General features: G+C 66.6%; 21 protein-coding genes. 5 read left to right on the top strand and 16 right to left on the bottom strand.

The window, feature by feature from the left end; translation table 11 throughout:
* Nucleotides 1-196: 196 nt before the first annotated feature.
* The 13 genes from AC0KUR_RS34500 to AC0KUR_RS34440 form a co-directional block, all read right to left on the bottom strand.
* A complete protein-coding gene (locus AC0KUR_RS34500) occupies nt 197-3370 on the bottom strand; it encodes a multidrug efflux RND transporter permease subunit (protein WP_059557849.1) in 3174 nt (1057 codons plus the stop codon).
* Between the two features lie 76 nt (nt 3371-3446).
* Entirely contained in the window at nt 3447-5081 is a 1635-nt protein-coding gene (locus AC0KUR_RS34495; protein WP_473377136.1) for an ABC transporter ATP-binding protein, read from the bottom strand.
* Complete coding sequence (locus AC0KUR_RS34490) at nt 5081-6184, bottom strand: ABC transporter permease (protein ID WP_059557640.1); 1104 nt, start codon at nt 6182-6184, stop codon at nt 5081-5083. Before AC0KUR_RS34490 ends, AC0KUR_RS34495 begins: the two co-directional genes overlap by 1 nt.
* A complete protein-coding gene (locus tag AC0KUR_RS34485; RefSeq protein WP_473377135.1) occupies nt 6138-7190 on the bottom strand; it encodes a microcin C ABC transporter permease YejB in 1053 nt (350 codons plus the stop codon). Before AC0KUR_RS34485 ends, AC0KUR_RS34490 begins: the two co-directional genes overlap by 47 nt.
* Before the next feature lie 12 nt (nt 7191-7202).
* A complete protein-coding gene (locus AC0KUR_RS34480; RefSeq protein WP_473377134.1) occupies nt 7203-9125 on the bottom strand; it encodes an extracellular solute-binding protein in 1923 nt (640 codons plus the stop codon).
* Between the two features lie 238 nt (nt 9126-9363).
* On the bottom strand, nt 9364-12141 hold the full coding sequence (locus AC0KUR_RS34475; protein WP_473377133.1) for a TonB-dependent receptor: 2778 nt from the start codon (nt 12139-12141) through the stop codon (nt 9364-9366).
* A gap of 315 nt (nt 12142-12456) precedes the next feature.
* Nucleotides 12457-13032 (bottom strand): helix-turn-helix domain-containing protein, encoded by a 576-nt coding sequence (locus tag AC0KUR_RS34470; RefSeq protein ID WP_034186844.1) that lies wholly within the window; start codon nt 13030-13032, stop codon nt 12457-12459.
* Between the two features lie 304 nt (nt 13033-13336).
* Nucleotides 13337-14527 (bottom strand): tetratricopeptide repeat protein, encoded by a 1191-nt coding sequence (locus AC0KUR_RS34465; protein WP_473377132.1) that lies wholly within the window; start codon nt 14525-14527, stop codon nt 13337-13339.
* Between the two features lie 16 nt (nt 14528-14543).
* Nucleotides 14544-14975 (bottom strand): ExbD/TolR family protein, encoded by a 432-nt coding sequence (locus AC0KUR_RS34460; protein ID WP_034186842.1) that lies wholly within the window; start codon nt 14973-14975, stop codon nt 14544-14546.
* Between the two features lie 29 nt (nt 14976-15004).
* Nucleotides 15005-15427 carry an ExbD/TolR family protein gene (locus AC0KUR_RS34455; protein WP_089472862.1) on the bottom strand — a complete coding sequence of 141 codons (423 nt, stop codon included), beginning with the start codon at nt 15425-15427 and terminating at the stop codon, nt 15005-15007.
* A 20-nt stretch (nt 15428-15447) separates the two neighbouring features.
* A complete protein-coding gene (locus tag AC0KUR_RS34450; protein WP_473377131.1) occupies nt 15448-16356 on the bottom strand; it encodes a MotA/TolQ/ExbB proton channel family protein in 909 nt (302 codons plus the stop codon).
* An 86-nt stretch (nt 16357-16442) separates the two neighbouring features.
* The gene (locus AC0KUR_RS34445) at nt 16443-17141 is read right to left on the bottom strand and encodes an energy transducer TonB (protein ID WP_034187008.1); all 699 of its coding nucleotides are present in this window, start codon (nt 17139-17141) and stop codon (nt 16443-16445) included.
* A gap of 846 nt (nt 17142-17987) precedes the next feature.
* Nucleotides 17988-18476, bottom strand: coding sequence for an aminoacyl-tRNA deacylase (locus tag AC0KUR_RS34440; RefSeq protein WP_034186839.1), 489 nt, complete (start codon nt 18474-18476; stop codon nt 17988-17990).
* A gap of 457 nt (nt 18477-18933) precedes the next feature.
* Between AC0KUR_RS34440 and AC0KUR_RS34435 the strand changes: the two genes are divergently transcribed.
* On the top strand, nt 18934-19227 hold the full coding sequence (locus tag AC0KUR_RS34435; RefSeq protein WP_034186838.1) for a YciI-like protein: 294 nt from the start codon (nt 18934-18936) through the stop codon (nt 19225-19227).
* A 5-nt stretch (nt 19228-19232) separates the two neighbouring features.
* Here AC0KUR_RS34435 and corA read toward each other — a convergent pair whose 3' ends face one another.
* A complete protein-coding gene (corA, locus tag AC0KUR_RS34430; protein WP_034187007.1) occupies nt 19233-20210 on the bottom strand; it encodes a magnesium/cobalt transporter CorA in 978 nt (325 codons plus the stop codon).
* 200 nt (nt 20211-20410) lie between these two features.
* Here corA and cydX point away from each other — a divergent pair, with 200 nt between their 5' ends.
* Nucleotides 20411-20557 carry a cytochrome bd-I oxidase subunit CydX gene (gene cydX, locus AC0KUR_RS34425; RefSeq protein WP_049032060.1) on the top strand — a complete coding sequence of 49 codons (147 nt, stop codon included), beginning with the start codon at nt 20411-20413 and terminating at the stop codon, nt 20555-20557.
* Nucleotides 20554-21171, top strand: coding sequence for a P-loop nucleotide/nucleoside kinase family protein (locus tag AC0KUR_RS34420; RefSeq protein WP_034186836.1), 618 nt, complete (start codon nt 20554-20556; stop codon nt 21169-21171). Before cydX ends, AC0KUR_RS34420 begins: the two co-directional genes overlap by 4 nt.
* A 103-nt stretch (nt 21172-21274) precedes the next feature.
* Here the strand turns inward: AC0KUR_RS34420 and AC0KUR_RS34415 are convergent, their stop codons facing one another.
* Entirely contained in the window at nt 21275-22375 is a 1101-nt protein-coding gene (locus AC0KUR_RS34415) for a saccharopine dehydrogenase family protein (RefSeq protein WP_034186835.1), read from the bottom strand.
* A 499-nt stretch (nt 22376-22874) separates the two neighbouring features.
* A complete protein-coding gene (locus AC0KUR_RS34410; protein WP_006481526.1) occupies nt 22875-23339 on the bottom strand; it encodes an Lrp/AsnC family transcriptional regulator in 465 nt (154 codons plus the stop codon).
* Between the two features lie 249 nt (nt 23340-23588).
* On the opposite strand from AC0KUR_RS34410, the gene AC0KUR_RS34405 reads away from it, so the two are divergent.
* Both AC0KUR_RS34405 and AC0KUR_RS34400 read left to right on the top strand, forming a co-directional pair.
* Nucleotides 23589-24140, top strand: coding sequence for a Spy/CpxP family protein refolding chaperone (locus tag AC0KUR_RS34405; RefSeq protein WP_034186834.1), 552 nt, complete (start codon nt 23589-23591; stop codon nt 24138-24140).
* A 135-nt stretch (nt 24141-24275) separates the two neighbouring features.
* Nucleotides 24276-24707 carry a PGDYG domain-containing protein gene (locus AC0KUR_RS34400; RefSeq protein WP_069245629.1) on the top strand — a complete coding sequence of 144 codons (432 nt, stop codon included), beginning with the start codon at nt 24276-24278 and terminating at the stop codon, nt 24705-24707.
* The last annotated feature ends 26 nt before the right edge of the window (nt 24708-24733 follow it).

Here is a 24733-nt window from a genome sequence, read left to right as displayed (position 1 = left end):
GACGCGAGATTGCGGCGCCGGACGGCCCGTTGAGGCGGGAGGCGACCATTCCATCTATGTAGCCAAAAGCGGACATTTCAATCTAGCCACTACAATCCAAACTGTCGATAATTGTGATTATGTCAAATAAGATATTTCCGTCTGGATTGGCACCATCCAACCGCTGACCCGACCGAAAACGACCCGCTTCCCATCCTCAATCCACCTCCAGATCCCCGATCGTTTCCGCCCGCCGCGCGTCGCGCGGCGTCCCGACAGCCTGCCGGCCACGCCGGCCGGCGGACACCACCAGACGAAACGCGACCGGCGCAAACACGAGCCCGAACAGCGTCGCCGCCAACACGCCTCCAAACGCGCCCGTACCGATCGACCGCCGGCTTTCGGCGCCCGCGCCCGTCGCCAGCACGAGCGGCACGACGCCGAGCAGGAACGCCATCGACGTCATCACGATCGGCCTGAACCGCGCGGCAGCCGCGTCGATCACCGCCTGCCGCAGCGGCACGCCGCGCGCGGCCAGGTCACGTGCGTACTGCACGATCAGGATCGCGTTCTTCGCCGCCAGGCCAACCACCGTGATCATGCCGACCTTGAAATACACGTCGTTCGGCATGCCGCGCGCGAACGCCGCCGCGATCGCGCCGATCACGCCGAGCGGCACGATCGTCAGCACGGACAGCGGAATCGTCCAGCTTTCGTACAGCGCGGCGAGCGCCATGAAGACCGCGAGCACCGACAGCCCGACGAGCAGCGGCGTCTGCCGCGCGGCGGCCTGTTCCTCGCGCGCCGCATCGACCCAGTCGAAGCCGATTCCGGCCGGCAACGCGCCGGCGAGCCGCTCCATCTCCGCCATCGCCGCGCCCGAACTCGTGCCGGCCGCCGCCCGGCCGCTGATGTCGAGCGACGGATAGCCGTTGTAACGGTTCAGCATCACCGGGCCGATCGTCCAGTGCGGCGCGGCGATCGCCGACAGCGGCACCATGTCGCCGGTGCGGTTCGGCACGGTCAGCGCCATCAGTTGCGTGTCGGTCGCGCGGGCGCCCGGCTCGGCCTCGATGATCACCCGGCGCATCCGGCCCGACGCCGGAAAATCGTTAATGTAGTTCGAGCCGAACGTGCCGCCCAGGAGCCCCGCGATCCGCTCGAACGGTACGCCGAGCGCATACGCTTTCGCGCGATCGACGTCGAGCTCGATGCGCGGCGCGTCCGGCAGGTCTTCGAAATGCACGGCAGCCAGCAGCGGATCCGCCTTCGCGTGTTCGGACAGTTGCTCGCGAGCCGCCTTCAACGCATCGAGCCCGACCCCGCCGCGATCCTCGAGCCGGAACGTGAAACCGTCGGCATGCCCGATGCCGCGCACCGAAGGCGGCAGCGACGCCTCGACGTCGCCGTCGAGAATCTCGCCGAAACGCCCGTTGAGCCGGTCGCGCAACGTCATCGCGTCGACGTCGCGCCGTGCCCAGTCCTTCAACTCGACGAACGCCATCCCGACGTTCTGCCCGCTGCCCGCGAAACTCCAGCCGACCACGCTCGTCACGTTCGCGATCGCCGGCTCCGCGCGCAAGATCGCCTCGACACGCTCGACGACCCCGAGCGTGCGCGCCTGCGTCGCGCCGGCCGGCAACTGGATCATCACCTGCAGCTGCCCCTGGTCCTCGGTCGGCAGGAAACCGCCCGGCATCATCCAGTACAGCAGCGCGCATGCGATCACGAGCGCCGCGTAGACCGCGACGACGACGCCGGTGCGCCGCACCGCGAGCACGGCGACGCGGCGATACCCGGCCTCGACGCGCGCGAAACCCGCCCCGAACCGGTCGGCCAGCCGTGCGCCGATGCCGCGGCGCCGCGCATCGGCGGCCCTGCCGTCGTGCCGCGCGACCGGCTTCAGCAGGTTCGCGCACAGCGCGGGCGTGAGCGACAGCGCCATGAACGACGACACCAGCATCGACGCGATCATCGCCACCGCGAACTGCCGGTAGATACCGCCGACGGTCCCGGAAAAGAACGCCATCGGCACGAACACGGCGGTCAGCACCGCCGTCACGCCGACGATCGCCCCGCCGATCCGCTTCATGGCGCGCCGCGTGGCATCGCGCGGCGACACGCCCTCCTCCATCACGCGGTGCACGCTCTCGACGACGACGATCGCGTCATCGACGAGGATGCCGATCGCCAGCACGAGACCGAACATCGTGAACACGTTGATCGACAGCCCGAACGCCCACATGGCGACGAACGCGCCCATCAGCGTGACCGGAATCACGACGGTCGGCACCAGCGTGTAGCGCAGGTCGCGCAGGAACAGCCACATCACGCAGAACACCAGCACGACCGCCTCGAGCAGCGTCAGCACGACCTCGCGGATCGCGATCGTCACGAAATGCGCGCCGTCGAACGGGATCTCGATCGCGACGCCCGGCGGCAACGTCCTCGACAGCTCGGCGAGCCGCGCACGAATCGCATTCGACGTTTCGAGCGCATTGCCGCGCGGGCCGAGCTGGATGCCGACCGTCGCGGCCGGCCGGCCGTTCAGCCGCGAATAGAACGAGTAGTCGTCGCGGCCGATCTCGACGCGCGCGACGTCGGCGACGCGCACCGCCGAACCGTCCGTCTTCGACTTCAGCACGATCCGGCCGAACTCGTCCGGCGACGCGAGCTGCCCCTTGACGACGATCTGCGCGGTGAGCTGCTGGCCGCCCGGAAACGGCGCGTCGCCGATCGCGCCGGCCGTCACCGTCGCGTTCTGCGCGCCGATCGCCGCGATCACGTCGTCGGCGCCGAGGCCGTATTCGCGCAGCTTGTGCGGATCGAGCCAGACCCGCAGCGCCTCGTCGGCGTCCCACAGCTCCGCCGCGCCGACGCCCGGCGCGCGCTTCAGTTCGCGCAGCACGTAGCGGTTCAGGTAATCGCCGAGCTGCGCGGAATCGCGCATGCCGTCGGTCGACGTCAGCGTGACGAGCATCAGGAACGTGTTCGCCGCCTTGAACACGCCGATCCCCTGCTGGACGACCTGCTGCGGCAACCGCGACTCGACCTGCTTCAGCCGGTTGTTCACGTCGACGAGCGCGATGTCGGGATCGGTGCCCGGCGAAAACGTCACGTCGATCTCGAGGTTGCCGTGACCGTCGCTGCTCGTCTCGTAGTACAGGAGCCCGTCGGCGCCGTCGAGGCTTTCCTCGATGATGCTGCCGACGTCGCCGTCGACCGTCTCGGTCGACGCGCCCGGATACGCGGCGGTGATCACGACGCGCGGCGGCGCAAGGCGCGGATATTGCGCGATCGGCAGTTGCGGAATCGCCAGCACGCCCGCGACGACGACCGCGAGCGCGACGATCCACGCAAACACCGGACGATCGATGAAGAACGACGGCATCGACATGCGTCAGCGCACCGCCGGCGTTCGGCCGCCCGGCACGCGGGCGGCCTGGGCGCGCTGCGCCCGGTACACGTCAATCATCGGTTCTCTCTCGGGAGCCGCGCACCGGCGCCAGCATCGACGACGCCAGCAGCGCGCGCGTATACGGATGGGACGGCGCCTGCAGCACGTCGAGCGTATCGCCCTCCTCGACCACGCGCCCCGCCTTCATCACGACGACCCGGTGGGCCATCGCACGCATGACCGCGAGATCGTGCGTAATGAACAGGTAGCTCAGTTTGTACTTCTTTTGCAGATTCGTCAGCAGATTCAGCACCTGCTTCTGGATCGACACGTCGAGCGCGCTGGTCGGCTCGTCCAGCACCAGCAGTTCCGGCTCGACCGCCAGTGCACGCGCGATCGCGATCCGCTGCCGCTGGCCGCCGGAGAATTCGTGCGGATAGCGCATCATCGACTCGGCCGGCAGGCCGACTTCCTGCAGCAGCGCGGCGATCCGCGCGCGCCGCGCGTCCCCGGTCACCTGCGGCCGGTGCACCGCGAGCCCTTCGCCGACGATCTGCTCGACCGTCATCCGCGGCGACAGCGAGCCGAACGGATCCTGGAACACCACCTGCATCCTGCCGTACAGCGCGCGCCTGCCGCCCGTGGTCCGCAGCGTGTCGAGCGGCAGGCCGTCGATTTCGATCGCGCCGGCCGCCGGCCGCTGCAGACCGAGCACCGTCGCCGCCAGCGTCGATTTCCCCGAGCCGGACTCGCCGACGATCCCGAGCGTTTCGCCGCGCTTCAGCGACAACGTCACGTCGTGCACCGCGCGGAACGTCGTCTTGCCGAGCGCCCCGCGCCAGCCTTTCGCCGCGATGCGGTAGTCGACCGCGAGATCGCGCACGTCGAGGATCGTCCGCGCCGCGGCCGCGACGGGCTCGACGGCCCGCTGCGGCGCGCTGTCGAGCAGCCGGCACGTGTACGCATGCTGCGGCGCGGCGAACAGCGCATCGGTCGTGTTCGTCTCCACCAGCACGCCCTGCTCCATCACGGCCACGCGCTGCGCGAAGCGCCGCACCAGGTTCAGGTCGTGCGTGATCAGCAGCACGGCCATGCCGCGCGCGGCGGCTTCCTGCTCCTGCAGTTCGAGCAGCAGATCGACGATCTGCTGGCGCACCGTCACGTCGAGCGCCGTCGTCGGTTCGTCCGCCAGCAGCAGCCGCGGCCGGCAGGCCAGCGCCATCGCGATCATCGCCCGCTGGCGCTGCCCGCCCGACAGCTGATGCGGAAAACTGTCGATGCGCCGCTCCGGCTCCGGAATCCCGGTGCGCCGCAGCAGCGCGATCCCGCGTTCGCGTGCGTCGCCGGGCCGCAGCCCCTCGTGCAGCCGCAGGCTCTCGGCGATCTGCTTGCCGATCGTATACAGCGGATTCAGCGCGGTCATCGGCTCCTGGAACACCATCGCGATGTCGGCGCCGCGAATCCCGCGCATCTGCTGTTCGGTCTTCGCAAGCAGGTCCTCGCCGTCGAACAGGATCCGTCCCGACAGCGCCGCCTGTTGCGCGAGCCGCAGGATCGACAGCGCCGTCACGCTCTTGCCCGACCCCGATTCGCCGACGAGCGCGACACGCTCGCCGCGGCCGATCGACAGGCTCAGTTCCCGCACCGCGGGCTTCGCGCCGAAGCGCGCCGAAAACCCGTCGATCTGCAGCAACGCGTTCGCCATCATCGCCCTCCGCCGAACGCCGAGCCGCGCGCGCGCGTGTCGAGCGCGTTGCGCAACGCGTCGCCCATGAACGTGAGCAGCAGCAGCGTCACCACCAGCGCGGCGAATGCGGAGATCGAGATCCACCACGCATCGAGGTTGTTCTTGCCCTCCTGAAGCAGCTCGCCGAGGCTCGGCGTCGGCGGCTGTACGCCGAGACCGAGGAAGTCGAGGCTCGTCAGCGACAGGATCGCGGCGCTCATCCGGAACGGCAGGAACGTGATCACCGGCGTGAGGCTGTTCGGCAGCACGTGACGCCACATGATCTGCGCGTTCGTCAGCCCCATCGTGCGGGCCGCTTTCACGTAATCGAGCATGCGGTTGCGCAGGAATTCGGCGCGTACGTAGTCGGACAGCACGAGCCAGCCGAACATCGACAGCAGGATGAACAGCAGCCACAGCGACGGCGTGAAGATCGATGCGAAGATGATCAGCAGGTAGAGGTCCGGCAGCGCGCTCCAGATCTCGATCAGGCGCTGGCCGATCAGGTCGGTGCGGCCGCCGTAGAAGCCCTGCAGCGCCCCCGTCAGCACGCCGACCAGCACGCCCGACACGGTGAGCGCGAACGCCATCAGCACCGACAGCCGAAAGCCGTACAGGAGCCGCGCGAGCACGTCGCGCCCGAACTGGTCGGTGCCGAGCCAGTTGCTCGCCGATGGCGGCGCCGGATACGGCCGCGACGCGAAGTAGTCGATCGTGTCGTAGCGATAGCGATTCGGCGGATAGATCGCGAAATTGCCGTGCGACTCGAGCTTCGCGCGGATGTACGGATCGAGGTAGTTCGTCTTCGCGGGAAAGTCGCCGCCGAACTCGGTCTCCGGGTAGTCCTTCACGATCGGGAAATAATAGTGCCCGTCGTAGCGCACGAGCAGCGGCCGGTCGTTCGACAGGCCATCGGCACACAGGCTGAGCGCGAACAGCACGACGAAGATCACGAGGCTCGCATGGCCGAGCGGCTGCGCGCGAAAGCGCTGCCAGGTACGCCGCCACGGCGAAGGCGACGGCGCGCACGCGGGATCAGTGGTCCAGGCGGCTGAACTGGATACGGGGGTCGACGAGGACATAGCAGATATCCGCGATAAGCTTGGTCAGCAGACCGATCAGGGTGAACAGGAACAGCGAGCCGAGCACGACCGGATAGTCGCGACGGATCACCGCGTCGTACGACAGCTGCCCCATTCCGTCGAGCGAGAACAACGTCTCGATCAGCAGGTTGCCGTTCAGGAATGCGCCGACGAAGGCCGCGGGCAGCCCGGTGAGCAGCGGGATCGCCGCATTGCGCAGCACGTGCTTCCACAGCACGTCGCGCTCCGGCGCCCCCTTCGCCCGCGCGGTCAGCACGTACTGCCGGCCGATTTCCTCGAGGAACGTGTTCTTCGTCAGGATCGTGACGATCGCGAAATTGCCGATCACGGCCGCCGTGACGGGCATCACGATGTGCCACAGGTAGTCGAGCGTCTTGCCGATCAGCGTCAGGTCGTCGAAGTTGTCCGACGTGAGCCCGCGCATCGGGAACACCTGCCAGAACGTGCCGCCGCCGAACAGCATCAGTAGCAGCACGCCGAGCACGAAACCCGGCACCGCGTAACCGGTCAGCACCAGCACGCTCGTCACGGTGTCGAACCGCGAGCCGTTGCGCACCGCCTTCGCGATGCCGAGCGGCACCGACACGAGATACGTGAGGATCACCGTCCATAGCCCGAGCGTGATCGAGACCGGCAGCTTCGCGCGGATCACCGCCCACACGCTGCGGTGCGCGAAGTAGGACTGGCCGAGGTCGAACGTCGCATAGCTTTTGAGCATCAGCAGGTAGCGTTCGAGCGGCGGCCTGTCGAAGCCGAACTGTTTTCGGATTTGCGCGATCTGCTGCGGGTCGACGCCCTGGCTGCCGTGATAGCCGCCCCCGCCTCCGCCCGCCTCGCCCCCGCGTGCGCTGCCGTGCCGCAACTGCGCAAGCACCTGCTCGACCGGGCCGCCCGGCACGAACTGCGTGACCGCGAACGTGATCGTCACGACCCCGACCAGCGTCGGAATCATCAGCAGCAGCCGCCTGAATATGTATGCCAGCATCGTCGTTCCCCGTCAGGCCGCCGGTGCGGGTTGTGCCGCCGGCTTCTTCACGTACCAGTAGTCGATGATCCAGTCCTCGTACTGATACGAGGTCGGCACGACCGCCGGATGACCGAGCGTCGCCTTGTACCCGATCCGCGCGTTCGGCAGGTAGTACTGCGGGATCAGCACGTACAGGTTGATCAGCACGCGGTCGAGCGCATGCGTGGCCGTCTCGAGATCGTCGAGCGTGTCGGCCGCGAGCGCCGCGCGGATCAGCGCATCGACGGCCTTCGACTTCACGCCCGGATAGTTCTCGGAGCCCGGCTGCGACGCGGCCGCGCTGCCGAACCGGCGCGTCAGCTCCGCGCCCGGAATCGTTACGGGCAGGTAGATGTACGTCGTCATGTCGTACTCGAAATTGTCGAGCCGCTTCAGGTAGACGGCGCTGTCGATCTCGTGCAGGTAAGCGTGGATGCCGAGCGTCGCGAGCGCCTGCATGTACGGCAGGATCAGGCGGTCCATGCCGGGCTGGTCGTCGATGATCTCGATCGTCATCGGCGTGCCGTTCGCATCCCGCAGCGCGCCGTCCCGGTAGTGCCAGCCGGCCTGCTCGAGCAAGTCGCGCGCCTGCTTCAGGTTCGCGCGCAGCGAGCCGGGCGGCAGCGTCGACGGCTGCGCGATCATCGGGCCGAATACGGCCGGCGGCAACGTCGACCGGTACGGCTCGAGCAGCGCGAGTTCCTTCGCGCTCGGCATGCCGGACGCCGCGAACGGGCTCGCCTCCCAGAAGCTGTTGGTACGGCGGTACTGTCCGTAGAACATCATCCGGCTCATCCAGTCGAAGTCGAACGCCAGCGCGAGCGCATGCCGCACGCGCACGTCCTGGAACATCGGCTTGCGCAGGTTCATCAGGAAGCCCTGCATCTGCGCGGGGCCGTCCGGGAACTCGCCCTTCCTCAGCATCCCGTTACGGAAATTCGTGCCGACGTACTTGCGTGCCCACTGCGTCGAGCTGTACTCCATGCGCGCATCGATGTCGCCGGCCTTGAACGCTTCGAGCGACGTGTACTGGTCCAGGTAAAGCTTGAACGTCACGTGCGCGAAGCGGAACATCCCGCGCCGCGACGGCAGGTTCGCCGCCCAGTAGCGCGGGTTGCGCACGTAGCGGATCTGCTTGTCGTTCCTGCGCTGCTCGATCAGGTACGCGCCGCTCGCGATCGGCGGCACGTTCGCGATCTGGTCGAACGGCGGCCGCGTGCCGTCCGCGCGTTGCCCCCATTTCGGCGAGAACACCGGCAGGTCGCCCGCGATCAGCGCCGCGTCGCGCTCCGCGTGCTTGAACTCGAAGCGGATCGTGTGGCCGTCGACCACCACCGCGCGCTTGATGATCGAGAACTGCGCGTTGTAGAGCGGCGACGCCTGCGGGCTCGTCAGCGTGTCGAACGAGTACTTGACGTCGGCCGCGGTGATCGCGTCGCCGTTCGAGAATCGCGCGGCCGGGTTGAGGTGGAACGTCGCCGACAGCCGGTCCGGCGCAACCTCGACGTCGTCGGCGATCAGCGCGTATTCGGACGCGAGTTCGTCCCAGCTGCGCTGCATCAGCGTGTCGAACATCAGGTTCTTGATGTCGGGCGCGGGCGAACCGCGCACGAGGAACGGGTTCAGCGAGTCGTAGCTCTGCGCTTCGTCGTAGTTTTCGAAATCGAGCGTGCCGGTGTCGGGCGCGTTTACATCCGCGTAGTCGAAATGCGTGAAGTCCGGCGGATATTTCGGCTGATCGTATTGCGAGATCGCCGGCACCGCGAGCGCGTCCCGCGGCAGCGCACCGCTCGACACGAGCAGCACCGCGCAGGCAAACAACGCGGCACGCACGCCGCGACGCATTCGCGCCTGCGCGCGCATCGGACGCGTGCGGTGCGACACGCGTGCCCCTCGCCATTTCAACAGTCTCATGGTCAGTCTGTCCGGAAGCGTGCGGGCGCGAAGCCTTCGCACGGTCGATGCCTGTGCCGGACGCCGCGTGCCGGCCGCGTCCCGCTGGTGGTTCATGGTGCAAGATCGAAACGCCGCGCCGTCGCGTGCCGCGATTGCGGGCCCGCGTGGCGCCAGGCGAAAAAGGGCCGCTCCAAACAAAGGGGAGGTGTGGACGTGGAGCGGCCCGTCCAAGCCTGTCAATCCATCGCCGCCTCCATCAGAACTTGTACGTCGCGCCGACCTGCGCGAACCGGCCGATGTACGAGTACACCGACGTGTCGTACCCGCTCTGGCTCAGCGTGCCGTTCGCGAAGATCGGATCGTACGGCGGCGTGCGGTTGAAGATGTTGTCGATGCCGCCGTAGATCGTCCAGTTCTTGAAGCCCGTGTACGTCAGCATCAGGTTGAACTGGCTGTACGAACCGACTTTCGGCGGCTCCGCCATCAGGTTCTGCGCGTACGGGCCCGTGAACTGCCACGTCAGCGCCGCATCGAACTTGCGATAGTTCCAGTCCAGCGTCGTGTTGCCGCGCCAGCGCGGGAAACTGCCGCCGAACGGCTGCGTGATCGTGAAGTTGTTGCCCGCGCCGTTCACCGGTGCGCCGCCCGGGAAGCCGATCTTGTAGCTGTTGATGTACGCCCAGTCGCCCGACAGCGTGAGCATGCCCCAGCCCTTGAGCGGCAGCCCCTGGCGGAACGTGCCTTCGAAGCCGTTCGTGTCGAGGTAACCGAGGTTCTGGTACGGAATGACCTTGTACAGCAACTGGCCGGTCGTCGGGTCGGTCACGACCTGCGACGGCTTGCCCTGGCCGATCACGTTGTCGATGCGGATCTTGTACCAGTCGAAGCCGATGTCCGTGTAGCGGGCCGGCGAGACCTGGAAGCCGATGTTGAAGTTGCGCGTGCGCTCCGGCGCGAGGTTCGGGTTGCCGACCGTGATCGACGTGTAGTTCTGCCCGGTGGCCGGATCGACCTGGATGCCGAGCGTCTGCGACTTGCTGTCCTCGACGAAGGTCGGCGCACGGAACCCGCGGTTGTACGACGTATACAGCGTCAGCGCCTTGATCGGCTGGTAGCGCAACGCAAAGCGCGGCGAGAAGGCGCCGCCCACGTCCGTGTAGTGGTCGTAGCGGCCGGCCTGGCTGAACGTCAGGTTCTCCAGGATCGGCACGTTGATCTGGTAATAGACGGCCGCGACGTTGCGCGCACCGTTCACCGTCTCCAGGTCCGGCGAGATCACCGCGCCGGACAGGTACTCCGAGCCCGGCGTCAGCGTTTCGCTCTGGTGCGTGAACTGTGCGCCGAAACCGATGCCGACGTCACCGGTCGGCAGATGGAACAGGTTCGGCGTCGACAGCGTCGCATCGATCGTGTCGAGCTTCGAGATGCCGAGGTTGTTCGCTTCCTGGTACAGCCCGTTGAACGCGTTCGGCGTCGCGGCCGGGTTCGCGAAGTTCAGCGTGCCGTTCTGGTAGATGTTGTTCAGCGCGTTGACGTTCAGCTGGTTCGTGAACACGTTCGACACCGTGCTCTGCGAATGGCTGACCGACGTCGCCCAGTCCCAGTCGCCGTACGGCAGCGTAAAGGAACCCTTGATGCCGGCCGCCGCGCGCCAGTAGTTCGCCCAGGTCTTCTGCGCGACCGTGTTCGGGAACGCGTAGGTCAACGGCGTCGCCGCGCCCGTCGTGTTGTACGGGTTGGTCACCGGCACGACCGTGTTGAACGGCGACAGCAACTGCGTCTGCGGATTCCAGACGAGCGCCGGGTTCTGCGGGTTGCCGATCACGTTGTTCCACAGGCCGTCATTGGTCGTGGTCGTGTTGTAGCTTTCCAGGAAGTCCGCGAACGCCGTCGTCGTGTCGTTGATCTTGAAGTCGCCGTGCAGCTTCGCGTTCAGGCGTTCGGTCATCGGCAGGATCGACGTGCTTTCCGCCGTGTTGAACGCGCAGATCGTGCCCGGCAGGCCGGCCGACAGCGAGTTCGGCGCGGCCGGGCGAACCGCCCCGCCGGACGGGCAGCCGTTCAGCGCCTGCGCACTGCCGTCAGGCATGTTCCAGTAGGACGGCGCGAGCAGCGAAAAACCGCCCGGCTTGCCCGTGAAGTCCTGGTTGCGCGTCGAATCGCGATCGGCCAGCGTGAAGCCGTTCGACTTGTAATAGCTCAGTGCCGCCGTCACGTTGAAGCGGTCGGCGTTCAGGTCGCCGAAGCCGCCGAGCACGCCGAATTTCGTCGTGCCGTCGCCGTTGCCGGCATTGATCGCGCTGCCGATGCTGCCGTCGAGTTGCAGCCCGCGGAAATTGTGCTTCGTGATGATGTTGACGACGCCGCCGATCGCGTCCGACCCGTATTGCGACACCGCGCCCGTCTTCACGATTTCGATGCGCTCGATGTCGTTGAGCGGCAACGTGTTGAGGTCGAAGAACGAATCGACGCTGTTCGAGAAGAACGCATACGGCGCCACGCGCTGGCCGTCGACCAGCACGAGCGTGTATTTCTCCGACAGGCCGCGCAGCGCGATGCCGGCCGCGCCGGCCGCGAAGTTGCCCGATTGCCCTTCGCCCCAGCTGTTCGCTGAGTTGGCCGTCGCATTGCGCAGGAAGTCGGTCACCGTCACCGCGCCGCTGGCCTGGATTTCCTTCGGCGTGATCGTCTGCACCTGCTGGAAGCCCGTCTTGTCGGATTGCCGGATCAGCGAGCCGGTCACCTCGAACCGCTTGATCTGCGCGACCTTGCCCTGCCCGTTCTCGGCGGATGCCGCAGGCGTTGCCTCGGCTGCCGCACCGGACGCCACATCGGGGGCCGCGGCCCCCGCAGCGGCGGTGCCGCCCGCCTGCGCGACGGTCACGGGTGCGCCGTTCGCGACCGCATCCGCGATGGCGACGGCGCCCGGCGCCGGCTGGCTCTGGGCGAACGCCGACGGCGCCAGTGCGGCCGTCAACGCGAGTTCCGCCCAGACTATCCTCTTGATGGCCAACGCCAACACTCTCTGCTTCATCTTGTTTCCTCTCGCTCGTAGTAAGACCCCACCTGCCGTGCGCCGGAACCTTGTGAATTCCTTGCGCGTCCTGGGTGCCCGTGTACCGGAACCCGCGATTGCCACTGTTTCGACTGCCATGACTCGAACGGATCGGCCTCGGGGCACCCGCACCATTCAGCACGACCGTTTTTTCTTTTGATTCGTCATACTAATTACCTACCTTGAGCGCAACGCCTGCTTCCTGCCGGTTCGACGGATGGCGCATCGTGACGCGCGCCCCTCCTTCGATCGGGTACTTCTCCTTCGTCGCGGCCCGAAGCGTGGCCGGCGCCGCTAGAACAGCCTCGGCGTGCCGACCCAGACGATCACGGCTTCCTCGTCGGCCGTGTTGTGCCACGCATGCGGCATCGTCGACTCGTAATGCGCGGTATCGCCCTCGTTCAGCGTGAACGTGCAGTCCTCGAGGGTCAGCGCGACCTGCCCGCGCATCACATAGACGAACTCCTCGCCCGCATGCGTGGTCATCTCGGACGGCTGCTGCCCCGCCGGCATCCTGACGAGGATCGCGTCGAGCTTGCGGTCGTCGGCCGGATTCGTCAGCCGCGCGAACAGGCTCGCCGAGTTCGCGAACTGGAAATACCGCAGCGCGTTGCCGCGACACACCGAACGCGCTTCCGTCGGCGTGTCGATGAAGTACTGCATCGTCACGCCCAGCGCTTTCGCGATCCGGACCAGCGACGTGATCGACGGCGTGGCCCGCCCGCGCTCGACCTGCGACAGGAACGGCTTCGAGATACCGGCGATGCCGGCCGTTTCGTCGAGCGTGAGTTTCAGGCGCTGACGCAGCGCCCGGATCTTGTTGCCGAGCGACACGGCGACGAGCACCGACTCATCAGGGGGCACAACCATGGAAGGACGGAGCCTCGCAGTCGAAATCGGTTTGATGTCGGCGATCGTTGACCGAAGCCACGATGCGCACGGCCCGGCGCGATACCGGCCCGCGCACGGCAGCCGCGGGCGGGCCGTGCGCGGCGCGGCGCGGCACCGTCGCGGCCCGCCCGCACGCGTCTCGCTCATTTCATTCGGCTTACTAACTAACAAGGTTGCCCCTTTTCGTCGTTGAACCTGACCGCCATGCATCGGAACGCTCGCGGCGGCACGCCGCTTGCCGACTGACTGCGCCCGCGTCGTGTGCCGGCGCTCTTTCGTTGCGTTACCGGGAAGCCACCGCCGTCCACAGCCTGGCCAGGTCACCGGAACCGTCGGTTCCCTTGACCGTGCGCAGCACCTGCACCGCACGCGCCTTCTGGCCGGCCACGTAGTACGCCTCGCCGAGCCGCAGTCGCGCCGCGTCGGGATGCTCGAGGCCGCCCTTGGCGATCGCCTGCTCCATCATCGGCAAACCCTGCTGCGCCCGGCCCGCAAAGACGAGATTCATGCCCGTGTCGAGCGGCGTCACCGGCGTCGCGGCGTCCCCGCCCGGTTGCGCGCGCTTCGCGGCAAGCGCCTGCAGCCGTTTCTCGCGATCCGCCTGCGCGTCCTTGCCGAGTACGCCGGTCGCGAACCCCTGGTCGATCACCTGCTTGCCTTCGGCGGGAGACCCCGCAACCAGCGCGAGTTGGGTCATCTCCATGTACGCGTCGGCCGTCGCAAGCGAGCCCGTCGCACGGCGCAACCGGTAGATGTCGAGGTCGAGCGACGACAGATACCCGGGCGTGCCGCGAATGGCCGCGATCATTTCGTCCCAGTACGCGGGACTCGGATGGTAGGCGACCAGCAGCCCGAGTGCCCCGCGATACGCGTTGCCGTCCTTCACTTTCTGCGCGCACGTCGCGAGCATCTGCAACTGCCCTTCGTCCGGCGCGTGCCCGCCGTTCGCCTGGGTGTCGGTGCTCGCCTTCAACTGGCTCATGACCGGCGTGCAATCGTTCGACAGGTAGTACGACTGCGTGAGCAGCGTGCGCATTTCGGGATCCGTGCCGCCGGCCTTCAGGTAGCGCTGTGCGGTCCGGATCGCCAGCGGGTAGTTCTTTTGCTGGAAGTAGATGCCGGCCAGCGCGGCCGTGGTTCGCTGCTCGTCCTCGCCCGACAGCCGCCCCGAGTTCAGCACCGACTCGTACGCCTGCGCGGCCGTGCCCGTGTCGCCAGCCGCCATCGCCGCCGCGCCGCGCATCTCCTCCACCATGTACGTTTCGTACGGCGTCCGGTTGGGCACGGCCGCCGCCTGGGCGATCTTGCCGAGCGCGTCGCGATACTTGTGCGCGCGGTACAACTCCTGCGCCGCCGCGAGCGGTTTCGCCACGTCCGGCCGCAGCGCGTCCGCCGGCAGCGCCGGCCGGCCGAGCATGCAGGCCGCGCCGAGCGCCGTCACCGCCACCATCCGTTTCCATCGTCGCTGGTTCATCGGCTCGTCCGTTTCGTCATTGCATGAACTGTTCGTTGCCGATCAGGCCGATCTTGGTCGCGCCCACGCGCTGCGCGGACGCCAGCACGGCCGCCACGTCCTTGTACGGCACCAGCTTGTTCGGACGCAGGTGGATCTCCGCCTGCACGGGTTCCGCCGCCACCTGCGACAGTTTCGCCTCGAGCGCCGAACGGTCCGGCACCGGCGCGCCGTTCCACGTCGTCGTGCCGTCGAAGTCGATATCGATCTGCACGACTTCCGGCGGCGCGGCCGGCGGCGGCGGGTTGCCGACCGGCAGGTCCATCTTCACCGAATGCATCTGGATCGGAATCGTGATGATCAGCATGATCAGCAGCACCAGCATCACGTCGATCAGCGGCGTGGTGTTGATGTCCACCATCACGTCCGGTTCCGCATTGCTCCCGCCCGAAGGCACGTTCATCCCCATCGTCGACTCCTGTGGATCCGCGTTGGCGCCTAACCGCCGCGCGCCGGCGGCTCCGTAATGAAAGACAGCTTCGCGATCCCCGCGCGCTCGCACATCGTGACCACTCGCCCGATGAACTCGTAGCGCGTGTTCTGGTCGCCCCGCACGTGGACGCTCGGCTGCGGCTGTTGTTGCGACACGCTCTTGAGCTTCGCGAGCAGCGTCGTCGCGTCCACCAGCTGCTCGCCCCAGAAGAAATCGCCGTCGCGATTCACCGCGATCTCGATGCTTTTCGGCGTCGTCTGCAGCGGCTGCACCGTCTCCTTCGGCAACTGAAGCTGGATCGTGTGCGTCACGACCGGAATCGTGATCAGGAAGATGATCAACAACACCAGCATCACGTCGACGAGCGGCGTCGTGTTGATGTTGGCGATCACCTCATCGCTATCGTCCTGCCCGACGTTCATGGCCATCGCGCGCCTCCGTCAGCCGGTCAGTTCGCGAGCGACGCCGCCGGCGCCGCCGCCCGCACCGGGCGCCGGTTGCCGGCCAGCAGCACCGTGTGCAGTTGCGCGCCGAAGTTGCGGACCCGCTCCATCACCGACTTGTTGCGCCGGACCAGGAAGTTGTAGCCGAGCACCGCCGGCACCGCGACGGCGAGGCCGATCGCGGTCATGATGAGCGCCTCGCCCACCGGGCCCGCGACCTTGTCGATCGAGGCCTGGCCCGCGATGCCGATCGCCGTCAGCGCGTGATAGATTCCCCAGACGGTGCCGAACAGCCCGACGAACGGCGCGGTCGACCCCACCGTGGCCAGGAACGCGAGGCCGTCCTGCATCCGGTTCGATACGTTCGTGATCGAGCGCTCGACCGATACGTCGATCCACGTGTTGCGGTCGACCGCTTCGAGCAGCGCGTCTTCGTGATGCTCGCCGGCTTCGATCGCGGTTTCGGCGATGAACCGGAACGGCGACGCCTCGTCGAGCATCCTGGCGCCCTCGGCCAGCGACGGCGCGGTCCAGAGCTGCTCGTCGGCCAGTTTCGCGCGGCGATTCGCGCGCAACTGCTCCAGGAACTTCGTGACCATGATGTACCAGCTTCCCATCGACATGATCACCAGCAGGATCAGCACGAAACGCGCGACGAAATCGCCGTTCTTCCACAGCGCGCCGAGCCCGTACGGATTGTCGACCGCCACCGTCGTGGCCGGCGCGGGCGGCGGAGCCGGCTCGGCGGCGGCCGGGACCGTGGCCGGCGCGGCCGACGGCGCCGCGGCCTGCGCCGATGCATCGGCCGCCCCGCTGGCCTGCGCATGGGCGAGCTGCGGCGCAACGAACCCGTCGACCACGGCGACGGACATCAACATGCTTGCCGCCAGCGCGGCCAGTGAACGCTTCGTCATACCCCACTCCAGTTCTTTCGGTGAACTTATTACGTAAGTTCGAGACGGTTTTCCCCGACCCGGCGCGTGCCGGGCCGCCCACTGCATCAATTCAGATTGAACGAGAACGGCACCTGGACCCGCACCGACTGGCCCTGTGCGACGCATTTGAACCGTTTCACGGTGTTGTACGCGGCTCGATCGAGGATCGGATCCGCGGACTGCGCGACGCGCTCGTTCGTGATGTTCCCTTCCGCATCCACGACGAACTCGATCGTCACGTCACCGGTGATGTTGTTTTCCTGCGCTTCCTTCGGATACTGGATCGACGCACGCAGCGCGTCCGAATTCGGGCAGACGACCCCGACGTCATGGCTGACCGGCTTGGCCGGTGCCGGCGGCGCCACCACCGGCGCCTGCACGGCCGGCGCGGACGGCACCGGGGCCGCCTGGTGCGTGATCGTCGCCTGCGGCGGCGCCTGCACCTGGACTTCCGGCGGCGGCACGAACGGCGGCGGCGGTGGTGCGAATTTCGGTGGCGGGAGTTTGACCACCGGCATCGGCGGTGGCGGCGGCGGTTTGACCGGCTCGATGATGCGGGTCTCGATCGGATGCTGGATCACCTGCACGACTTTGGTCGCGAGGCCGTTGAGCAGCGCGTAGATCAGCACTGCATGCAGTACCAGGACGATCCCGATGCCGCCGAACCGGCGCACCGGGTTCTGCTGCTTCTTGCCGAACTCTCTCGGACGCCCCAGCGTGGCCAGCCCGCTGTTCGAAGTAGCCAGATGTTCTTCGACTTTCATGCCCACCATCCATCCCCCAAGCGATTCGCCCAGTTTCGGGTTGCGGCCGGCAGCGCAGCCAGGTCGGCAGCGCCACCGCATCACCCCGAACATTTCATTTCAAATTCAATTAGCAATCCGAATTGAAAGAATCACATTCGAATTCCAATTCATTCTTTTTCACGAAATCGTTGCGCCGATGCGGCCCGGATTTATACCGGAAAAACACCCACCCGCGCGGTCAGGCAATTGTCAGCTGAGCTGGCGCCCCTCGCAATTCGTATGACGATTCGCCGTTCGTTACGCGGTGATGTCAATGGCGCCGTTCACTTGGGTGCAGACGATAGCAAGGAAAAAATTTTGCCGTCAAACTTTATTTGATGCCCAAATACAAAGTTTGGAGGGCTTATTCAAATAATATTCTGGTAAGCACAAATCAAGTATTTATTATTGAATTGGTAATTGATTTGTATGGATATATTCCAATCCGTATATCGAACCCGTCCGACATGGATTTTCGTGTATTTCCCGTGCGGCACGGGAAATGACCTCCCCCTTGGGGGCAACGAGCCGAACGTACCCCGCCACGCGTCAATATGGGAGGCGGTCGACCGGCGCTTCGGGGCGCCCGCATCGAAGCACGCCGGTATCGCATGCCGTGACACGTCGACGGGACGAGTCAACCTTGCTGGAATAAACAGGAATCCGACACAACAAAGGTCGAATTGAATTTAATTCAGACCTCGTGAAATAGATTCGTATGTCGAATTAACTGGATGGAACATCGCAATCAAGCAGGCACACACCCTCCCCGCCGGTGCGCATGCCTGCGCACCGGCCCTGCGCATCACCGCATTCGAGGCTCCCTCAGGACAGCATCATCCCTTGCATCTTGTGCGAGAAATGCGCGCGTTCGGCCGTCTCCATCAGCGTCAGGAATTCATCCTGCATCATGTGGATCAGCGCTTCGTGGTCGCCGGCCTCGAAATAGACTTCCGGCTGCTGCGCGAGACGTTCCTCGAGGAACGTCTTCATCCCGTACGCCATGCATACCGGCGGCAGCGCGCCCATGTCGCAGTCCTTGAACAGTTCGCGCAATTCGACCTCCCGGGCGAGCACGAGATGGCGTCCCGTCTTCACCCAGAGATCCGACAGGCGCACCGCGTGCGTGGTCGGCAAGACCGCGGCGACGTAGCCCTCGTCGTCCTCGAGGAGCACGGTTTTCGCGAGGCGGTCGCCGGGGATATGCGCGGCGGCGGCCGTCTCCATGCTCGTATGGCTATAGGGGTGGTACACGACTTCGTACCGCGATGACTTCTGGCGCAGGCAATCCTGCAGGGTGGCTGATACAGGCATGGCTCACCTCGTCTGGGCGAATCGGGCGAACGGAGTTCGCTCCGGATTCGTTCAGCATAGGTCGCATTCCGGCCAATGGAAACGCCCGCGCGCAGCGCCCGCCCGGGCGGCCCCGCGCACGGTTCCGATCCCTTTTCGCCGGCCCCGGAAGCCGCCGCCGGCACGTGGAATCCCCGGCCGGAATGGACGTGACTGCCCCTCTTTTCCTGCAGACGATTCCAGGCACCAGTGCTGTGGTGCGAAGGCGCCCGTCACTATCCGGGCGCTTTGAAAACCAGACCGTTAGTTGCGTTTATTCCAAAATGTCGACGAAAGCCGGTCACACATTTCGATCCGTCCGACGCCCTGACAACCGTGCGCCGCGCCGCGCAAAGCGCACTGCCAAAGGCCGTACGGTGCCCTATACTGAGCCGGCCGGCCCGCGATCCGGCGGCACCCACCGACTCCGGGAGCGATCATGCATTACCAGTTGATCTACGAACTCGTCGACGATTACCTGTCGCGGCGCGAACCCTTCCGCGCGCAGCATCTCGCACTCGCGCAGGCCGCGACCGAGCGCGGCGAACTGATGCTCGCCGGTGCGCTGGCGGACCCGGCCGATCAGGCCGTGCTCGTGTTCGAAGGCGATTCGCCGGAAGCGGCCGAATCGTTCGCGCGCGCCGATCCGTACGTGCAGAACGGCCTCGTGAAATCGTGGCGCGTGCGGCCGTGGCGCGTCGTGGTCGGCAAGCACGCGCCACGCCAGGCCTGAGCCGGCTACAGCCACCCTGCCCGCTTGAAACGCCACCACAGCGCGAGATCGGCGACGACCATCACCGCGATGCAGCCGTAGAAGCCGTATTTCAGGTGCAGCTCGGGCATGTTCGCGAAATTCATCCCGTAGATGCCGGCGATCATCGTCGGTATCGCGAACAGCGCGGCGAACGAGCCGAGCCGCTTCGTCACTTCGTTCTCGGCGAGCGAAATCATCCCGAGGTTGACCTGGATCGCCGTGACGACCATCTCCCGGCGTCCTTCAATCGTCTTCACGATCCGCTGCAGATGGTCGTACACGTCGCGGAAATAAGCGGCCATCCCGCTGCACACCTGCGGCACGCGCCCGCCGGTGAGCTTGGCGAGCGGCTCCATCAGCGGCGCCGTGTGCTGGTACAGCATCACGAGCCGGCGTTTCAGCGAATAGAGATCCTCGATGATCGCGCGCGACGACGCGGGCGTCGCTTTCGCGAAGATGCGGTCCTCCAGTTCCTCGAGCTCCGCACCGAGCGTTTCGAGGATCGGAAAGTAGCGGTCGACCACCTGGTCCATCAACGCGTAGAACACGAACGCCGAGCCCTCCCGCAGCAGATGCGGCTCCCGCTCGCAGCGCTTGCGCACGTCGCGGAAATCATGCTCGGTATGGTTGCGGATCGACAGCACGTAGTTCGGGCCGACGAACACGTTCAGTTCGCCGACCTTGAATTCGTCGTCCTCGTCGAGCTCGACCGTATGCAGCACGGCGAACAGCGAATCGCCGTACTCCTCGATCTTCGGCCGCTGGTGCCCCTTGCGGGCGTCCTCGAGCGCGAGCTCGTGCAGCCCGAACTCCTCGCCCATCAGGTCGATTTCCTCCGGCGTCGGATCCTTCAGCGCGACCCACACGAAGCACTCGGGCTTCGACACGTAGTCGCTGATGGCGTCGATATCGATGTCGGCCAGCTTGCGGCCATCCTGGTATGCAGCGCAGTTGATCAGCATGTCGTCCGTCATGTTGCGGTTTGTGCATCAGTTTACCGGTTTGCTGCGCGGACGGCCCGGCTTGCACGGCACGCCGATATTGGTCATGATCGGGCTGCGTGCGCCGCAGCACGCGCATCGGGGTACTTCGACCGGCCCGCGGCACGTGCGTTGCGCAACGCACAACGCCCGTGCGGCCCAACCGTCAAGGAGGCAGACCTATGTGGTATTTCTCGTGGATACTCGGCATCGGCGTGGCGCTCGGCTTCGGCATCATCAACGCGATGTGGCTGGAAGCGGAAGTCTTCTCGCGCGGCGACAGGCGCAACGACGCGTCGGGCACGCGGCCGGGGAGCCAGGCTTCGTGACGCACCTGGTGTTCTTCTGCGGTCACGCCGGCACCGGCAAGACCACGCTCGCGAAGCGGCTCATCGGGCCGCTGATGCGCGCCACCGGCGAGGCGTTCTGCCTGCTCGACAAGGACACGCTGTACGGCCGCTACAGCTCGGCCGCGATGGGCGCGCTCACGGAAGATCCGAACGACCGCGACAGCCCGCTCTACCTGAAACACCTGCGCGATCCCGAATATCACGGCCTGCTCGATACGGCCCGCGACAATCTCGCGCTCGGCATCAGCGCGATCGTCGTCGGCCCGCTGTCGCGCGAAGTGCGCGACCGGCGCATCCTCGATCGCGCGTGGCTCGGCATCGCGCCCGACGTCACGCTGACGGTCGTCTGGGTCCACACGTCGGAAGACGTTGCACACGCACGGATCGTCGCACGCGGCAATCCGAACGATGCCTACAAGCTCGCGCACTGGGACGAATACCGGCAGCGCCGCTTCGTGCCGACCGGCCAGGAATGCGACGGCATCGTGATGTTCGACAACACCGCACCGTCCGACGCGGACGTCGACGCGCTGCTGTACCGCATCGTGCCGCCGCCGCAACCTGCGACGATCGTCCCGCCGCTGCCGGCCTGAGCGCACCGCACCGTTCCCGCCTTGCGCGTCACAAACGACAACGCCGGAAGCGCTGCTGCGCTCCCGGCGTCGTACGGCCCTCGTGCCCGAGGCTGGCGGAGGGTCAGGCGAGCGCGTGCACGCGCTCCATCGTGCCGCCGTCGTACAGCTTGCCGAAGCGGTTCGACAGGAACGCCTTCAGCGACACCTTTTCCTGCGGGATGAAACCGCTCTGCGGCAGCTTCTTTTCGCGGAACAGATCCAGCACCGCGCACATCGCGCCGGCCGTCGTGATCTGGATCGCGCTCATGTGCATCCCGCACACGTCCTTCGCGAAGATCTTGCGCGTGAACACGTCCTGCACGAGCTGGCCGTCCTTCACGCCCGTCACCGTGACGAACACCAGCACGACGTCCTGCTTCGTCGACGGCACCGCACGGCGCATGATCGACTTCAGCGTGTCGCGGTCGGTCGACAGGCGCAGGTCTTCCAGCAGGAACTGGACGAGCTCGCGGTGGCCCGGATAGCGCACCGACTTGTAGTCGAGCGTCTCGACCTTGCCCGACAGCGTCTCGCACAGCGTGCCGAGGCCGCCCGACGTGTTGAACGCTTCGTATTCGGTGCCGTCCAGCGAGAAGTGCTCGAGGCCTTCGAGCGGCTGCACCCACTGCTTGCGGCCGTCGCGGATCGCTTCGCACGGCTGGCAGTATTCGTTGATCAGGCCGTCGACGCTCCACGTCAGGTTGTACTTCAGCGCGTTGGTCGGATACTCGGGCAGCGCGCCGACGCGCATCTTCACGTCGCGCACTTCGCTGAAGCCGTTCACGAGTTCGTGCGCGGCGATGCCGATGAAGCCCGGCGCGAGGCCGCACTGCGGCATGAACGCACGGTCGGAGCCGTCGGCCAGTTCGCGGATCGCGTGGGTGGCGCGCACGTCTTCGGTCAGGTCGAAGTAATGGACGCCGGCAGCCTTCGCGGCGGCGGCAACGTTCACCGCGAGGTAGTAAGGCAGCGCATTGACGAGCGCATCGAAGCCCTTCACTGCTTCGCGAATCGCATTCGCATCGGCGGAATCGACGCGTTGCGTCGCGATGCCTTCGCGCGACAGCTTCGCGAGCGCATCCGCGTCGCGGTCGAACGCGACGACTTCGTAGTCGCCCGTTTCACGCAGCATGTGAGCAATGGTGTGGCCGATCAGACCTGCGCCGACGATGGCGATTTTCATGCGCTTATCTCCTGATGATGGGTTGGTGTTGTGAACGGCGTCGAGCCATGAACACAGTTTAGGGACGCGCAAAATCAGTTCCAAGACGAAGAATGATGCGAAACGACCGATAATTTCGACGTTATGACGATACATTTCGTCGAAACGTCCGATTCATCTAAAAATCGCGTATAAGCGCGCCTGCAGGCAGGCCGTTGCAGGCTTCACGCGCAAGAACGAAGGACGAAGGCGAAGACGAGGAATGGCATGGCGCCGACGCACGAACCGCGCGCGTCAGGAGCGGCACGCCGGTCGAAGCAGGCGACACGAAGGCGTTCGGAAGGAAGAGACGCGCCGGATGCGCAGGCAGGCGACGGCCGGCACCCTGCCCATCAGGCAATGCGCCGGCGGTCGGGACGAATATGGCCGCGGGCGGGCGGCAAGCGAAACCCCACGACGTCGCGCAAACCCGCGCAATGCACGCGCTGGCACGCTCGCGCACGGCAACGCGTGCGGCAGGTCAGCCGCCGATCGTCCCGCGATCGATCTTGCGCGACAGGATGATCGACGTCGTCGTGCGCTCGACGCCTTCGAGCGTCCCGATCTGGTCGAGCAGGTCGTTGAGCCGTTCGGGCGAATCGGCGCGCAACCACGCGACGTAGTCGTACTCGCCGCTCACCGCGCACAGCAGCTGCACTTCGGGCATCCGGTCGAGCTTGCGCAATACGTCCTTGCCGAACTTCGGCGTGAGGATGATGCCGACGTACGCATAAATGCTCGCGTCGAGCACGTCCTGCCCGAGCCGCACGCTGTACCCGGCAATCACGTTGGTGCGTTCGAGCCGCGCGATGCGTGCGACGACCGTCGTGCGCGCGACGTCGAGCTGGCGCGCGAGATCCGCGACGCTGGCGCGCGCATCGGCTTGCAGCAGCGCGACGAGTTGCCGGTCGAGATCGTCGAGTTGGTCGAGGCGGGGTGGACGCATGAGGCTGGGCCGGCACGCAACGCGCCGGCTGAGTGGAAGGTGACGCGATGATAGCGCCGAACGCCCGCGTGCCCAACCGGCATCGCCCGAATCCGGGCCTTTCAATTTCGATTCGTATCGGATGTAAGCAAGTGTCGCATTCACTGCCGCGCCGCACGCAACGTGCTACTAATAACGGCGACGCGAGAAGCGCGCTTGCGGCAGTGACCGCCGCGCCCGCTCGCACGACACCACCCCGGAGAGCCAATCATGAAGAAAATCTCGCTCACCCTCGCTACGCTCGCCGTTGCAGCCAGCGCGTTCGCGCAAACCCCGGCACAGCCGCAAGCGCCCGCGCAGGCCCCGGCCACGACGGCCGCGGCGTCGGCCCCGAGCGCCGAGCAGCGCGCGGCACGCCACGAAGCGCGCATCGAGCAGCGCATCAAGTACCTGCACGACCAGTTGAAGATCACGTCGGCGCAGGAACCGCAGTGGAAGACGTTCGCCGACACGATGCGCGACAACGGCGCAACGATGGGCCGCCTCTACAGCGAACGGATGGCCAAGCACGACGTCTCCGCACTCGACGACATGAAGCAGTATGCGGAACTGTCGCAGGCGAACGCCGACGGTGCGAAGAAGCTCGCCGACGCCTTCGCGCCGCTCTACGAGAGCTTCCCGGCCGAGCAGAAGGCGCTGGCCGACACGACGTTCCGCAGCTGGCTGCACCACGGCGGCGAGCATCGCGGCAAGGGCAAGGCGAAGGGCAAGGAAGGCAAGGCGGCCGCCGCGCCGGCCGCCAGCGCACCCGCGCAACCCTGACGCCCTCCCCGCCGGCGCCGTGCTGCCCCGTCCGGGCGGACGACGCCGCGCCTCCGCCGGCGATCGGCGCGCCACACGGCGCGCCGAATTCGGGATAAGCTCCCGGCTTTTCCAGCTTTCCCGTACCTTCCCGCCATGCTCGAACTCAAGCACCTCGATCTGCGTACCGATCCGCAGGCCCGTCGCGTCGTCAAGGACGAAACCGTCGCCGTGGCTTTCGCGGATGCCGACGGCGAACTGATGAGCCTCGAAGGTCCGAACCGCTACGTCGCGGGCGACGCGCTGATCACCGGCTCGACCGGCGATCGCTGGGTCGTGTCGCGCGCACGCTTCGACGCCAAATACCTGCCCGCCGATCCGGCACTCGCGCACGGCGCGCCGGGCGCCTACCGGAACCGGCCGGCCGTCGTGCTCGCCCGCCGGATGGACGAGCCGTTCACGATCGCCCGCTCGGAAAACGGCGACACGCTGCGCGGCGTCGCCGGCGACTGGGTCATGCAATACGCGCCCGGCGACTACGGCGTCGTGCAGGCGCAGCGCTTCGCGCAGGTCTACCGCGACGCGTAACCCGCCGCGCCGGCACGATGCCGGCG

Source organism: Burkholderia sp. YHN3-13, assembly GCF_055810675.1.
This window is presented reverse-complemented; position numbering and strand designations above follow the sequence as displayed.

Coding starts and splice junctions, on each gene's coding strand:
- AC0KUR_RS34490 (WP_059557640.1), bottom strand. CDS start 6,184: ATGTCCTCGTCGACCCCCGTATCCAGTTCAGCCGCCTGGACCACTGAT.
- AC0KUR_RS34465 (WP_473377132.1), bottom strand. CDS start 14,527: ATGAACCAGCGACGATGGAAACGGATGGTGGCGGTGACGGCGCTCGGC.
- cydX (WP_049032060.1), top strand. CDS start 20,411: ATGTGGTATTTCTCGTGGATACTCGGCATCGGCGTGGCGCTCGGCTTC.
- AC0KUR_RS34415 (WP_034186835.1), bottom strand. CDS start 22,375: ATGAAAATCGCCATCGTCGGCGCAGGTCTGATCGGCCACACCATTGCT.
- AC0KUR_RS34470 (WP_034186844.1), bottom strand. CDS start 13,032: ATGGTTGTGCCCCCTGATGAGTCGGTGCTCGTCGCCGTGTCGCTCGGC.
- AC0KUR_RS34495 (WP_473377136.1), bottom strand. CDS start 5,081: ATGGCGAACGCGTTGCTGCAGATCGACGGGTTTTCGGCGCGCTTCGGC.
- AC0KUR_RS34440 (WP_034186839.1), bottom strand. CDS start 18,476: ATGCCTGTATCAGCCACCCTGCAGGATTGCCTGCGCCAGAAGTCATCG.
- AC0KUR_RS34475 (WP_473377133.1), bottom strand. CDS start 12,141: ATGAAGCAGAGAGTGTTGGCGTTGGCCATCAAGAGGATAGTCTGGGCG.
- AC0KUR_RS34435 (WP_034186838.1), top strand. CDS start 18,934: ATGCATTACCAGTTGATCTACGAACTCGTCGACGATTACCTGTCGCGG.
- AC0KUR_RS34460 (WP_034186842.1), bottom strand. CDS start 14,975: ATGGGGATGAACGTGCCTTCGGGCGGGAGCAATGCGGAACCGGACGTG.
- AC0KUR_RS34445 (WP_034187008.1), bottom strand. CDS start 17,141: ATGAAAGTCGAAGAACATCTGGCTACTTCGAACAGCGGGCTGGCCACG.
- AC0KUR_RS34405 (WP_034186834.1), top strand. CDS start 23,589: ATGAAGAAAATCTCGCTCACCCTCGCTACGCTCGCCGTTGCAGCCAGC.
- AC0KUR_RS34500 (WP_059557849.1), bottom strand. CDS start 3,370: ATGCCGTCGTTCTTCATCGATCGTCCGGTGTTTGCGTGGATCGTCGCG.
- AC0KUR_RS34455 (WP_089472862.1), bottom strand. CDS start 15,427: ATGGCCATGAACGTCGGGCAGGACGATAGCGATGAGGTGATCGCCAAC.
- AC0KUR_RS34480 (WP_473377134.1), bottom strand. CDS start 9,125: ATGAGACTGTTGAAATGGCGAGGGGCACGCGTGTCGCACCGCACGCGT.
- AC0KUR_RS34400 (WP_069245629.1), top strand. CDS start 24,276: ATGCTCGAACTCAAGCACCTCGATCTGCGTACCGATCCGCAGGCCCGT.
- AC0KUR_RS34410 (WP_006481526.1), bottom strand. CDS start 23,339: ATGCGTCCACCCCGCCTCGACCAACTCGACGATCTCGACCGGCAACTC.
- corA (WP_034187007.1), bottom strand. CDS start 20,210: ATGCTGATCAACTGCGCTGCATACCAGGATGGCCGCAAGCTGGCCGAC.
- AC0KUR_RS34450 (WP_473377131.1), bottom strand. CDS start 16,356: ATGACGAAGCGTTCACTGGCCGCGCTGGCGGCAAGCATGTTGATGTCC.
- AC0KUR_RS34485 (WP_473377135.1), bottom strand. CDS start 7,190: ATGCTGGCATACATATTCAGGCGGCTGCTGCTGATGATTCCGACGCTG.